General features: G+C 71.6%; 11 protein-coding genes and 1 pseudogene. 5 read left to right on the top strand and 7 right to left on the bottom strand.

What is annotated here, in order from left to right:
* The first annotated feature begins 2 nt into the window (after window positions 1-2).
* Window positions 3-1,697: a phosphate ABC transporter substrate-binding protein PstS gene (locus OG520_RS15085; RefSeq protein ID WP_406013513.1), complete on the top strand. Its 1,695-nt coding sequence runs from the start codon at window positions 3-5 to the stop codon at window positions 1,695-1,697.
* A 10-nt stretch (window positions 1,698-1,707) separates the two neighbouring features.
* Here the strand turns inward: OG520_RS15085 and OG520_RS15080 are convergent, their stop codons facing one another.
* Together OG520_RS15080 and OG520_RS15075 are read right to left on the bottom strand one after the other, a co-directional pair.
* Window positions 1,708-1,959, bottom strand: a complete 252-nt coding sequence (locus tag OG520_RS15080) for a hypothetical protein (RefSeq protein WP_406013512.1) — start codon at window positions 1,957-1,959, stop codon at window positions 1,708-1,710.
* 279 nt (window positions 1,960-2,238) lie between these two features.
* On the bottom strand, window positions 2,239-2,670 hold the full coding sequence (locus tag OG520_RS15075) for a hypothetical protein (protein ID WP_406013511.1): 432 nt from the start codon (window positions 2,668-2,670) through the stop codon (window positions 2,239-2,241).
* Between the two features lie 146 nt (window positions 2,671-2,816).
* On the opposite strand from OG520_RS15075, the pseudogene OG520_RS15070 reads away from it, so the two are divergent.
* Window positions 2,817-3,350: pseudogene (locus tag OG520_RS15070) on the top strand (phosphate ABC transporter ATP-binding protein); the annotation flags it as partial.
* A gap of 39 nt (window positions 3,351-3,389) precedes the next feature.
* Here the strand turns inward: OG520_RS15070 and OG520_RS15065 are convergent.
* The 3 genes from OG520_RS15065 to OG520_RS15055 form a co-directional block, all read right to left on the bottom strand.
* Complete coding sequence (locus OG520_RS15065) at window positions 3,390-5,039, bottom strand: phospho-sugar mutase (protein ID WP_406013510.1); 1,650 nt, start codon at window positions 5,037-5,039, stop codon at window positions 3,390-3,392.
* 55 nt (window positions 5,040-5,094) lie between these two features.
* Window positions 5,095-5,919: a purine-nucleoside phosphorylase gene (locus tag OG520_RS15060; protein WP_266415126.1), complete on the bottom strand. Its 825-nt coding sequence runs from the start codon at window positions 5,917-5,919 to the stop codon at window positions 5,095-5,097.
* Window positions 5,920-6,021: 102 nt separating this feature from the next.
* Window positions 6,022-6,459 (bottom strand): gamma-glutamylcyclotransferase, encoded by a 438-nt coding sequence (locus tag OG520_RS15055; RefSeq protein WP_093549148.1) that lies wholly within the window; start codon window positions 6,457-6,459, stop codon window positions 6,022-6,024.
* A 249-nt stretch (window positions 6,460-6,708) separates the two neighbouring features.
* Here OG520_RS15055 and OG520_RS15050 point away from each other — a divergent pair, with 249 nt between their 5' ends.
* Together OG520_RS15050 and OG520_RS15045 are read left to right on the top strand one after the other, a co-directional pair.
* Window positions 6,709-8,148, top strand: a complete 1,440-nt coding sequence (locus OG520_RS15050; RefSeq protein ID WP_406013509.1) for an NAD(P)H-quinone dehydrogenase — start codon at window positions 6,709-6,711, stop codon at window positions 8,146-8,148.
* Window positions 8,149-8,335: 187 nt separating this feature from the next.
* Window positions 8,336-9,316: a DeoR/GlpR family DNA-binding transcription regulator gene (locus OG520_RS15045; RefSeq protein ID WP_399327445.1), complete on the top strand. Its 981-nt coding sequence runs from the start codon at window positions 8,336-8,338 to the stop codon at window positions 9,314-9,316.
* A 260-nt stretch (window positions 9,317-9,576) separates the two neighbouring features.
* On the opposite strand, the gene OG520_RS15040 is transcribed toward OG520_RS15045, so the two are convergent.
* Window positions 9,577-10,140, bottom strand: a complete 564-nt coding sequence (locus tag OG520_RS15040) for a TetR/AcrR family transcriptional regulator (protein ID WP_399327447.1) — start codon at window positions 10,138-10,140, stop codon at window positions 9,577-9,579.
* A 212-nt stretch (window positions 10,141-10,352) separates the two neighbouring features.
* A complete protein-coding gene (locus tag OG520_RS15035) occupies window positions 10,353-12,107 on the bottom strand; it encodes a biotin carboxylase N-terminal domain-containing protein (RefSeq protein WP_266415114.1) in 1,755 nt (584 codons plus the stop codon).
* Window positions 12,108-12,517: 410 nt separating this feature from the next.
* Here OG520_RS15035 and OG520_RS15030 point away from each other — a divergent pair, with 410 nt between their 5' ends.
* Window positions 12,518-12,967 (top strand): hypothetical protein, encoded by a 450-nt coding sequence (locus OG520_RS15030; protein WP_406013508.1) that lies wholly within the window; start codon window positions 12,518-12,520, stop codon window positions 12,965-12,967.
* Window positions 12,968-12,989: the final 22 nt, after the last annotated feature.

Here is a 12,989-nt window from a genome sequence, read left to right as displayed (position 1 = left end):
CAGTGAGACCGGCAACCGTCTCCCGACTGACCATGGCGGTGGCGGCGCTGGTGTGCGCGCTGCTCGCCCTGCACCCGACGACCGCCCAGGCCGCCTCGTACACGAAGATCAGCGGCGGGGGCTCCACCTGGAGCTCCAACGCGCTCGACCAGTGGCGCCGCAACGTCGCCGCCAACAGCGGCATGACGGTCAACTACTCGCCGGTCGGTTCCTCGGTGGGCCGTGAGCAGTTCAAGAACGGCACGGCGGACTTCGCCGTCTCCGAGATCCCGTACGGACTGACCGAGTCCGGCATGCGGGACGCGCCGCCGAAGCGCGGATACGCGTACATGCCGATCGTGGCCGGCGGCACGGCCTTCATGTACAACCTGCGGATCGGCGGCCGGAGGGTCACCAACCTGCGGCTCTCCGGCGAGGTCATCACCAAGATCTTCACCGGCACGCTCACGATGTGGAACGCCCCCGAGATCCGGGCCGACAACCCCGGTCTCGTGCTCCCCGCCCGCCGCATCATCCCCGTCGTGCGCTCCGACGGCTCCGGCACGACCGCCCAGCTGACCACCTGGCTGGCCAAGGAGCACGGCGCGCTGTGGGACGCGTACTGCAGGCGTGCCGGGCGCTCCACCCCCTGCGGGATGACCTCGTACTTCCCCGTCGTGCCGGGCTCCTCGACGATCGCCAAGTCCGGTTCGCTGGGCGTCTCCGGCTACACCAAGCAGGGGCACGCCGAAGGCGCGATCACCTACGTCGAGTACTCGTACGCGATCAAGACCCACTTCCCGGTGGCGAAGGTGCTCAACGCCTCCGGCTACTACGTCGAGCCGACCGCCTCCAGTGTCGCCGTGGCGCTGATGAAGGCCCGGATCAACGAGGACAAGAACTCCGAGAACTACCTCACCCAGATCCTGGACGGCGTCTACCGCTCGGCCGACCGGCGCACCTACCCGCTCTCCTCCTACAGCTACATGATCGTGCCCACCGCGGCCGAGTCGCCGTTCACCGCCGCCAAGGGCAGGACGCTCGGCGCCTTCGCCAACTACTTCCTCTGCGAGGGCCAGCAGCAGGCCGAGGAACTCGGCTACTCGCCGCTGCCCAAGAACCTCGTCGAAGCCGGATTCACCCAGGTCCGCCGGATCCCGGGCGCGCCGACCGCCGCCGTCGACATCAAGAGCTGCCGCAACCCCACATTCTCCGCCGACGGCTCCAACACCCTTGCCAGGAACGCCCCGTACCCCCAGGCCTGCGACAAGCGCGGCACCACGCAGTGCGCGGACGGCACGGCGGGCGCCAAGGAGCGGACCCGGGTGAACGCCGGTGCGAACGGCGGCGGTTCCGGCGGCGGATCCACCAGTGGCGGTACGGGCGGCGGCGCGGGTTCCGCGGGCGGCGCCGGGGCCGCGGGAGCGTCGGGAGGCTCCACCGGTACGGACGGGGCGTCCGGCGGGACGGGGGGCGGTGCGGCCTCGGGCGCCGTCGACCCCGACACCGGCGAACGGATCGACGGCTCGGCCGGTGCCGGGACCGGGGACGCCTCCGTCGTCGGCAACCCGGTCACCCTCGCCGCGGGCGGCTCACCGGGGCTGCGCGGCGTGCTGATGGCGCTCTCCGCCGTCCTGCTCGTCGGCGTGGTCGTCGGACCACCGCTCACCGCGCGGGCGCTCGCCGCCCGCAGCCGTCGCAAGGAAGGGCTGCGATGACACCCGGACGTCACACCCGCCGACGCATCGCCACCGGCATCGGGGCCCTGCTCGCCGCCCTGGTGGTCGCGCTGCTGCCGCTGCCCGCCACCACGTCCCCCGCCCGGGCGGCGACGGGCTCGGCGGTGACGGTGACCGGCCGCAAGGGCCCGTACGACGACTTCTCGAAGCTGAAGGTCACCGTCCACCAGACCGAGCAGCTGCGCGGCCAGGGGGTGCGGATCACCTGGACCGGCGGCAGGCCGACGCAGGACGGCTTCACCTACGACTACCTCCAGATCATGCAGTGCTGGGGGGACGACCCCCGGGGGCCCTCGCGCGAGCAGTGCCAGTTCGGCGCCCAGGGGAGCGGCGGGCAGGGCGGCAACTGGACCGCGCTGCGCCAGATCGGGGTGGGGGCCGCCGACCCCGCCGAGAAGGAGTACGTGGGGAACGGCTCCGGCGAGTCGTACGTCCCGTTCCGGCCCGCCGACGGCGGCCCCGCGGCCGCCGGGTCCCGCGACTGGACCTACTTCAGCTCGATCGACTCCAACGAGGAGCCCTACGCCGTCACGCACGCGGACGGCACGGGCGAGTTCACCTTCCAGATGCAGTCCGGGCAGGAGGCCTCGCAGCTCGGCTGCGGCGAGCCGGTGAAGAAGTCCGGCCGGACCGGGACCCGTCCCTGCTGGCTCGTCGTCGTACCGCGCGGCGGGCACGACGTGGACGGCGGGACCGGCTCGAACCACCGGCTGGAGACCTCGCCCCTCACCACGTCCAACTGGGCCCAGCGCCTCGTGGTGCCGTTGCACTTCCAGCCGGTGGGCAACACCTGCCCGGCCGACCGGGCGGAGCGCCGGGTGACCGGGTCGGAGCTCGTCACCGAGGCGATCAGCTCATGGCAGTCGACCCTCTGCGCGGGTGCGGGCAACGCGAAGTTCGCCTTCAGCCAGAGCGGCGAGGCAGGCGCACGGGAGACCCTCGCCAGGCCCACGCCGGGGTCCCCGCACCTCGCCTTCACCGTCGACCCGCTGCTCCCGCCGGGGGAGGGGACGGGCGGAAGCGCGGTGCACGCGCCGGTGGCGGTGAGCGGACTGGTCGTCGGCTTCTTCGTCGAAATGCCGGGGCCGCCGCATCACCCGCGCCCGCCGCGAGATCGGCATGGTCTTCCAGAAGCCCAACCCGTTCCCCGCCATGTCCCTGTACGACAACGTCCTCGCGGGCCTGAAGCTCAACGGCATCAAGGCGGCCAGGGACGGCAGGGACGATCTCGTCGAGGAATGCCTGACCAAGGCGGGCCTGTGGCGCGAGGTCAAGGACCGGCTCCGCCAGCCCGGCGGCGCGCTCTCCGGCGGACAGCAGCAACGCCTCTGCATAGCGAGGTCGTTGGCGGTCCGCCCCCGGGTGCTGCTGATGGACGAACCCTGCTCCGCGCTGGACCCGACCTCCACCCGCCGGATCGAGGAGACCATCGCCGACCTCAAGGAGGAGGTCACCATCGTGATCGTCACGCACAACATGCAGCAGGCGGCGCGGGTCTCCGACCACTGCGCGTTCTTCCTCGCCGAACAGGGCACGCCCGGTGTGATCGTCGAACACGGCCCGACCGGCGCGATGTTCGGCGCCCCGCAGGACGCCCGGACCGCCGACTACGTGAACGGCCGCTTCGGATGACGCCCCGGGGCCCCGCCGCGCCGGCCGCCCCGCTCCCGCTCAGATACCGGCCGCCGCCGCCAGATCGCGCTTGATCCCGTCGAGCAGCTCAGCGCCCTTCGCGCGGGCCGTCGGCAGCTCGTCCGCCGAACCGACCGGCACCACGACCTCCAGATAGCACTTGAGCTTCGGCTCGGTGCCGCTCGGGCGGACGATCACCCGGGCGCCTTCCAGCTGGTAGCGGAGCCCGTCGGTGGGCGGCAGCTGCGCCGTGCCCCGCGCCAGGTCCTCGGCCGAGGTGACGGCGAGGCCCGCCAGCGCGGTCGGAGGCTGCTCGCGCAGCCGCGCCATGGCGTCGGAGATCACCGACAGGTCCTTCACCCGGACCGACAGCTGGTCCGTGGCGTGCAGCCCGTGGGCGACCGCGAGGTCGTCGAGGAGATCGAGGAGCGTACGCCCCTGCTCCTTGAGCCCGGAGGCGAGCTCGGCGACGAGCAGGGCGGCCGTGATGCCGTCCTTGTCGCGTACGCCGTCGGGGTCGACGCAGTAGCCGAGCGCCTCCTCGTACCCGTACCGCAGGCCGTCGACGCGGGCGATCCACTTGAAGCCGGTCAGCGTCTCCTCGTGGCCGAGCCCGGCCTTCCCGGCGATCCGGCCGAGCAGCGAGGACGACACGATCGACTCGGCGAAGACACCGGTCACGCCGCGGTCCACCAGATGGGCGGCGAGCAGCGCGCCGACCTCGTCGCCGCGCAGCATCCGCCAGCCGCCGTCGGCGCCGGGGTCCGGGACGGCGACGGCGCAGCGGTCGGCGTCCGGGTCGTTGGCGATGACGATGTCGGGGTCCGCGCGGCGCGCGGTCGCGAAGGCGAGGTCCATCGCGCCGGGCTCTTCCGGATTGGGGAAGGCGACGGTGGGGAAGGCCGGGTCGGGCTCGGCCTGCTCGGCGACGAGCACCGGCGCGGGGAATCCGGCACGGTCGAAGGCGGCGGTCAGCACGGACGTACCGACACCGTGCATGGCGGTGTACACGACCCGGGCGGTACGCGGCGATCCGGCGGCGAGCACGGTGTCCGTACGGGCCAGGTAGGCCGCCAGGACCTCGTCGCCGAGGACGTCCCAGCCGTCGTCGGGCCGGGCCACGCCGTCGAGCGGGCCGACCGCGGCGATGGCGGCGGCGATCTCGCCGTCCGCCGGGGGGACGATCTGCGAGCCGTCGCCGAGGTAGACCTTGTAGCCGTTGTCGCGCGGCGGATTGTGGCTGGCGGTCACCTCGACGCCGGCGACGGCGCCCAGGTGCCGTATGGCGTACGCGAGCACGGGGGTGGGGAGCGGGCGGGGGAGCACCGCCGCCCGCAGGCCCGCGCCGGTCATCACGGCGGCGGTGTCGCGGGCGAAGTCGGCGGACTTGTACCGGGCGTCGTACCCGACGACGACGAGCCCGCCGCCCTGCCCCTGCGCCTTCAGATACGCGGCGAGACCGGCCGCCGCCCGGATGACGACGGAACGGTTCATCCGCATCGGCCCGGCCCCCAGCTCACCGCGGAGCCCGGCGGTGCCGAACTGCAGCGTGCCGGCGAACCGTGCGGCGAGCTCGTCGGCACTTTCGGCGGACCCGGATTCGATGAGCCCGGCGAGCTCGTCGCGGGTCTCGGGATCGGGGTCCTCCGCGAGCCATGTCCTGGCCTGCGCGATGAGGTCCTGCTGCACGGTGTCCGCCTTTCTGCGGTGTGGGAATTCAGCCTCGCCGGTGTTCGGGCCCGGCTCAGATCCGCTCGAGCACCCGGGCCAGCAGCGAACCCATCCGGGTCGCCGAGTCCCGCCCCGCCTGCAGCACCTCCGCATGGTTGAGCGGCTCCCCGCTCAGCCCCGCCGCGAGGTTCGTGACCAGCGAGATGCCCAGCACCTCGGCGCCGGCCTCGCGCGCGGCGATGGCTTCGAGCACGGTGGACATGCCGACCAGGTCGCCGCCCATGACGCGGACCATGTTGATCTCGGCCGGGGTCTCGTAGTGCGGACCGGTGAACTGCACGTACACGCCCTCTTCGAGGGTCTCGTCGACCTCCTTGCACAGCGCGCGCAGCCGCGGCGAGTACAGATCGGTCAGATCGACGAAGTTGGCGCCGACGATGGGGGAGGCCGCCGTCAGGTTGATGTGGTCGCTGATCAGCACCGGCTGACCGGGGCGCATGCCCTCGCGAAGACCGCCGCAGCCGTTCGTCAGGACGACGGTCCCGCATCCCGCCGCGACGGCGGTACGGACCCCGTGCGCGACGGCGGCGACGCCCCGGCCCTCGTAGAAGTGCGTGCGGCCGAGGAAGACCAGGACCCGCTTGTCGCCGATCTTGTACGAGCGGATCGTGCCGCCGTGCCCCTGTACGGCGGGCGCCGGGAAACCTGGCAGCTCGGTCACCGGGAACTCGGCCTCCGGAGTGCCGAGCGCATCGCCCGCGGGTGCCCAGCCGGAACCCATCACGAGCGCGACGTCGTGGGTCTCGGCACCGGTCAGCTCGCGCAGGCGGGCGGCGGCGTCGGAGGCGGCGGCGTACGGGTCGCCCTGGATGTGGTCCGGAATAACTGATGCGTTCACGCGGATGAGGGTAGCCGGTGATTCCCTACGCGCGTAGATGCCTATGCGCAGAGTCTGCACACGCATCCTCGTACTTTCACACAAAAGCGCTGGTCGGCCGGGTCAGCAGGGGCGCTTGCGCAGTTCCATCACATAGTCGTGCGGGGCGCCCGAGGACTCCGCGGCGTCGGCGATCTCGCCCAGATAGCGGGCGGAGGGCAGCCCGCCCTCGTAGCCGTTCAGCACATACATCCAGGCCGGCTCCTCGCCGTCCAGGGTGTGCACCCGCACCCGCATCCGGCGGTAGATGTCGAGGCCGACACCCTCCCACCGGTCCATGGAGTCCTCGTCCATCGGCGCCAGGTCGTACAGCGCCACGAAGACCTGGGAACGGGGCGCCTCCACCACCGTGGCGAGCGCGCCCTCCCAGCCCATCTGCTCCCCGCCGAAGGTCAGCCGCCAGCCGTTGAGCCAGCCCGTGCCGCGCAGCGGGGAATGCGGTGCGCGGCGCGTCATCAGCCGCGCGTCGAGGTTGCCGGCGTACGCGGCGTAGAGCGACATGGGTTCGAGGGTACGGGAGGTGACGGGAAGAACGTCGACTCCGGTGCGGAAGACCACTTACGGGGTTCCGCACGCCACCCCCGGGCCCCGGCGCGCACGCCCCGGCGCACGTATGGAGGGCCCCGGGGCGAAGCACCTTGGCGCGTGCGGGACAATGAAGTACGTACTGCATTCCCCCGGGGCGTTCCCCCGGACCCCCGGCCGGGGCAGCAGACGGCCGCGGGATGACATACGCGAGGCGGACTTTTCGTGACCCGGATCGTGATCATCGGCGGCGGACCCGGCGGCTACGAGGCGGCACTGGTGGGCGCCCAACTCGGCGCGGAGGTGACCGTCGTCGACTGCGACGGCCTCGGCGGCGCGTCCGTGCTCACCGACTGCGTGCCCTCGAAGACCCTGATCGCGACGGCTGAGGTGATGACCACCTTCGACTCCTCGTACGAGGAGCTGGGCATCATCGTCGCGGACGACACCCCGCACGTCGAGCAGGCCGCCCGCGTGGTCGGCGTCGACCTGGGCAAGGTCAACCGACGGGTGAAGCGCCTGGCGCTCGCCCAGTCCCACGACATCACCGCCTCCGTCACCCGCGCCGGTGCCCGCGTGATGCGCGGCCGGGGCCGCCTGGCGGGCCTCCAGGCCTCCGACGGCTCCCGCAAGGTCGTCGTGACCGCCGCCGACGGCACCGAGGAGACGCTCACCGCGGACGCCGTGCTGATCGCGACCGGCGGGCACCCCCGGGAGATCCCGGACGCCCTCCCCGACGGCGAGCGCATCCTGAACTGGACCCAGGTCTACGACCTCGACGAGCTGCCCGAGGAGCTCATCGTGGTCGGCTCCGGCGTGACCGGCGCCGAGTTCGCGGGCGCCTACCAGGCGCTCGGCTCACGCGTCACCCTCGTCTCGTCCCGCGACCGGGTGCTGCCGGGCGAGGACCCGGACGCGGCCGCCGTGCTGGAGGACGTCTTCCGGCGCCGCGGCATGAACGTCATGGCCCGCTCCCGCGCCCAGGCCGCGAAGCGCGTCGGCGACCGGGTCGAGGTCACCCTCGCCGACGGCCGGGTCATCTCCGGTTCGCACTGCCTCATGGCGGTCGGCGCGATCCCGAACAGCGCGGGCATGGGCCTGGAGGAGGCCGGGGTCCGGCTCAAGGAGTCCGGCCACATCTGGACCGACAAGGTCTCCCGCACCAGCGCGCCCGGCGTGTACGCGGCCGGTGACGTCACCGGGATCTTCGCCCTCGCCTCGGTCGCCGCCATGCAGGGCCGGATCGCGATGTACCACTTCCTCGGCGACGCGGTGGCCCCGCTGGACCTGAAGACGGTCTCCTCGAACGTCTTCACCGACCCCGAGATCGCCACCGTCGGCTACACCCAGGCCGATGTCGACGCCGGCAAGATCGACGCCCGGGTGGTCAAGCTGCCGCTGCTGCGCAACCCGCGCGCCAAGATGCAGGGAATCCGCGACGGATTCGTCAAGATCTTCTGTCGGCCGGGCACCGGCATCGTGGTCGGCGGCTGTGTCGTCGCACCGCGTGCGAGTGAACTCATTCACCCCATCTCGATCGCGGTCGACAACAATTTGACGGTAGAACAGATCGCAAACGCTTTCACCGTGTATCCGTCCCTGTCGGGTTCGATCGCGGAAGTGGCCAGGCAGTTGCACACCCGTAAGCGCGCGGGCGAGGCGTAAGCGCCTTCGGGAACCCGGTAATCCCCGGCAACTCCCGGCAACCCGGGCGGCCCGACGACCGCCGTCCGATCAGTACAGAACAACAACGGGGCCGCCTATACCACTTGGCGGCCCCTTGTATGTACAACATCCGTTATTCGGCGCAAACTGCTGAAAACACTCGGGCGGTCACGTTACTGTCAGTTTCGTGTTCGCTGCAGAACGTCGTCAGTTGATCCTCGAAATGGTGCGTGCCAACGGGGCGGTATCGCTCCGTGAGCTCGCCCGCGTCGTCCAGACCTCCGAAGTGACCGTACGGCGGGACGTGCGGGCACTGGAGGCAGAAGGACTCCTCGACCGCCGGCACGGCGGTGCGGTACTGCCGGGCGGTTTTACGCGGGAGTCCGGCATTCCGCAGAAATCCCATCTCGCCACCGCGGAGAAGACGGCCATCGCCGACCTGGCCGCCGGTCTCGTGGAAGAGGGCGAGGCCATCGTCGTCGGCGCCGGAACGACCACGCAGGAGCTGGCCCGCCGGCTCGCGCGGATTCCCGGTCTGACCGTCGTCACCAACTCGCTGCTGGTCGCCCAGGCGCTGGCCCATGCCAACCGGGTGGAGGTGGTGATGACCGGCGGCACGCTGCGCGGTTCCAACTACGCCCTGGTGGGCAGCGGTGCCGAGCAGTCCCTCCAGGGGCTGCGGGTCGCGCGCGCGTTCCTCTCCGGGAGCGGGCTCACCGCGGAGCGCGGCCTCTCCACGTCCAACATGCTCTCCGCGAGCGTGGACCGGGCGCTGGTGCAGGCGGCCGCGGAGGTGGTGGTCCTGGCGGACCACACCAAGATCGGCTCCGACACCATGTTCCAGACGGTGCCGACGGATCTCATCACCCGCCTGGTGACGGACGAGCCGCCCGGTCACGACGACCGTGCCGCCACCGAACTGCAGGCCCTGGCGGACCAGGGGGTGCAGATCGCGGTGGCCGGCTCGGGCAGCGGCCCCACGGCGGCCGAGCCCCTTCCGCACGGCCGGCAGGGCCGCCGCGACATGCCACTGCCCGGACAGCGTCGTACGACACATGGCGGCCCCGGAGGCCAGGGCTCGCAGCAACTGCGGAGCGCGGCGTCCCTGACGGAGTCGGGCCAGGGCCCGGGAGACCGCGCGAGGGTCGCGGACCTGCGCCGCCGATAGAACCCGGCCTCGGTGGGGCGAAAACCCAGCTCTGCCGGGCTCGTTTCCTTGGGTTGCGGGGGTCGAAATTCCAGCCGTTCCGGGCCGGTCTCCTCAGGTCGCGGGGGTCGAAAACCCAGCCCTGCCGGGCCCGTCTTCTCGGGTCGCCGGGGGCGAATATCCTGCCCCGCCGGCGTTTGAGCCCCGGTTACGGGAAGGGGCGGGCAGGGGAACAGGCCCCGCGCAGCGGACCACAAGGCATGCCCCCGGCCCCCACTCCCTCAACCCGCCTCCGCATGTGCCCCCTTCAGCCCCTGCAAGGTCAGCATCAGCAACCGACCCGCCAACTCCGGGTCGTCCGGCGACTGTTCGGCGGCCAGCGCGATGGCATTGGTCAGCTGCATCAGGTCGTCGATCGACACATCCGGCCGCACCGCCCCGCTCGCCTGCGCCCGCGCCAGCAGTACCGCCCCCGCCTCGCGCAGCGGCACATTGCACTGCGACAGCGCCGAAGTCTCGTCCCGCGACGTCGACATGAGCGCCTGGGCGAGCCCGCGATACTCACCCGCGTGGGTGATGATCGCGCCCAGCCACTCCACCAGGCCCGCGCACGGCTGCGCCGCCCCCGCGAGTTCACGGGAACGGGTGATCAGGGATGTCAGGGCCTCCTGGAATACCGCGTTCATCAGCGCGTGCCGGTTCGGGAAGTGCCGGTACAGCGTGCCGATCCCCACGCCCGCGCGCCGCGCGATGTCCTCCAGGGACGCGTCGGTGCCGTGCTCCGCGAAGGCGGTCCGGGCCTCGTTCAGCAGCCGGTCGTAATTCCGGCGCGCGTCGGCACGCATGTGCCGGGCCGGCGTCCGTGCCGTACTGATCGCCATTGCGCAGTCCTCCCTTTCTCCGCCCCGAGGTCCAGGATGCCATCGCGCGTCCGTCAAAAGGACCGAGGCCGAGGAGCGAGGCCGGGGCGCGCTGCCGGGGCGCGACGCACGACCGGGGCCCCTGCCGAGTCGCACGACTCGGCAGGGGCCCCGGTGGAACGTCGGGTACCGCTCGATCAGTCCTTGATCTCGCAGATGACGGCGCCGGAGGAGACCGAGCTGCCGACCTCGGCGGCGAGGCCCTTGACGGTGCCGGAGCGGTGCGCGTTCAGCGGCTGCTCCATCTTCATGGCCTCCAGGACGACGATGAGGTCGCCTTCCTGGACCTGCTGGCCTTCTTCGACGGCGATCTTGACGATGGTGCCCTGCATCGGGGAGGCCAGGGTGTCGCCGGAGACCGCGGAGCCGGACTTCTTGGCGGCGCGGCGTTTGGGCTTGGCGCCCGCGGCGAGTCCGGTGCGGGCCAGGGACATGCCGAGGGAGGAGGGGAGGGAGACCTCCAGGCGCTTGCCGCCGACCTCGACGACGACGGTCTCGCGGCCGGCTTCCTCCTCCGCCTCCGCGTCGGCGGTGGCGGTGAAGGGCTTGATGTCGTTGACGAACTCGGTCTCGATCCAGCGGGTGTGGACCTGGAACGGTTCGCTGGTGAAGGCCGGGTCGACGACGACCGCGCGGTGGAAGGGAATGGCGGTGGCCATGCCCTCGACGTTGAACTCGGCCAGCGCACGGGCGGCGCGCTGGAGTGCCTGTTGCCGGGTCGCGCCGGTCACGACCAGCTTCGCCAGCAGCGAGTCCCAGGCGGGGCCGATGACGGAGCCGGACTCGACGCCCGCGTCGAGACGGACGCCGGGGCCGGTCGGCGGGGCGAAGAGGGTGACGGTGCCCGGGGCGGGCAGGAAGCCGCGGCCCGGGTCCTCGCCGTTGATCCGGAACTCGAAGGAGTGGCCGCGCACGGCCGGGTCGCCGTAGCCCAGCTCCTCGCCGTCGGCGATGCGGAACATCTCGCGCACGAGGTCGAGGCCGGTGACCTCCTCGGTCACCGGGTGCTCGACCTGCAGGCGGGTGTTGACCTCCAGGAACGAGATCGTGCCGTCCGTGCCGACGAGGAACTCCACCGTGCCCGCACCGACGTAGCCGGCCTCCTTGAGGATGGCCTTGGACGCCGCGTACAGCTCCGCGTTCTGCGCGTCGCTCAGGAACGGGGCCGGGGCCTCCTCGACCAGCTTCTGGTGGCGGCGCTGGAGCGAGCAGTCACGGGTGGAGACCACGACCACGTTGCCGTGGGTGTCGGCCAGGCACTGCGTCTCGACGTGGCGCGGCCGGTCGAGGTAGCGCTCCACGAAGCACTCGCCCCGGCCGAACGCCGCGACGGCCTCACGGACCGCGGAGTCGTACAGCTCCGGGATCTCCTCCAGCGTGCGCGCCACCTTCAGCCCGCGACCGCCGCCACCGAAGGCGGCCTTGATCGCGATCGGCAGCCCGTGCTCCTTTGCGAAGGCGACGACCTCCCCGGAACCCGACACCGGGTCGGGCGTGCCGGCCACCAGCGGGGCCCCGGCACGCTGCGCGATATGCCGGGCCGCGACCTTGTCGCCCAGGTCCCGGATCGCCTGCGGCGGCGGCCCGATCCACGTCAGCCCCGCATCGAGCACGGCCTGCGCGAACTCGGCGTTCTCCGACAGGAACCCGTACCCGGGATGGATCGCGTCGGCCCCGGAGTCCTTGGCCGCCTGGAGCACCTTGGCCATGTCCAGATAGCTGGCCGCCGGGGTGTCACCGCCCAGAGCGAATGCCTCGTCGGCCGCACGCACATGCAGAGCATCCCGGTCCGGGTCCGCGTAGACGGCCACGCTCCCGATCCCGGCATCCCGGCACGCCCGAGCAACACGGACAGCAATTTCGCCACGGTTGGCGATGAGCACCTTGCGCACGATGGCTCCCTCCTTGAAACAAGCTGAGTTTAGGGACTACCGACACGGCCCTACGACCCGTCCCCAATGGTGAGCTTGCCCACACGGAGTGTGATTCGAGGCTTGCTCAAGTCGCGAAATCCCTTGTGGCACCACGGTACGCCGGGTTTCATAACCGCACAGTAGCCACGAGGTGTGGTCCAGGTCTCTGTTCGTACGAGCTGTGACTCCCCGCGTTTCTTTGTCGAGTCCCCACTAATGGGCGAACGATTCTTTGCGCGACGCACGAGAGCCGCGACAAGGGGGGCGCGCGGAGTGTGCGCCCGCGCGCGCCACGAGCGCGGGGCGGAAGCGGAGATCGCCGGACCCTTGTCCGGAGGATTACCGGTTAGTAGGGTCCGCGCTATCGCACGTACTGCAGGTAACAGGGGGTGAGCACCGTGGTGCGCAGACCGGTGGCGTTCGTGGCCGCGATCGTGCTGTTCGTGGAAGCCGTGGGCATCGTGCTCATCAACGGCATCCTGGCGACGGTCGTGAAGAACCAGGACATGTCACTGGCCGGGATGGACCCCGCCGTCATGTCCAACGGCACCTGGGCGACGGGCGGCGCCTTCGGCCTGTACCTGCTGCTGTGCGGGCTGCTCCTGCTGCTCGCCGGCATCCGTGACCGGGCCCCCGGCCGTATCGCCCGCATCGTCCTGATCGTCTGCGCGGTGGTGCACGGGGTGCTGGGCGCGCTGACGGTCGGGCTGGTCGGCTGGACCGCGTTCGGGTGTCTGATGGTGGTGCTCGGGCTGATAGTGCTGACGCTGGTGGCGTACGGCACCCGGTCCGACGAGCCCGCCGACGACGCCGGGGCGAGCGCTCCGGCGCCGGTCTGATCCGGGGCGTCCGCCCGGACCC

Source organism: Streptomyces sp. NBC_00984, from assembly GCF_045162475.1.
GTDB lineage: Bacteria > Actinomycetota > Actinomycetes > Streptomycetales > Streptomycetaceae > Streptomyces.
This window is presented reverse-complemented; position numbering and strand designations above follow the sequence as displayed.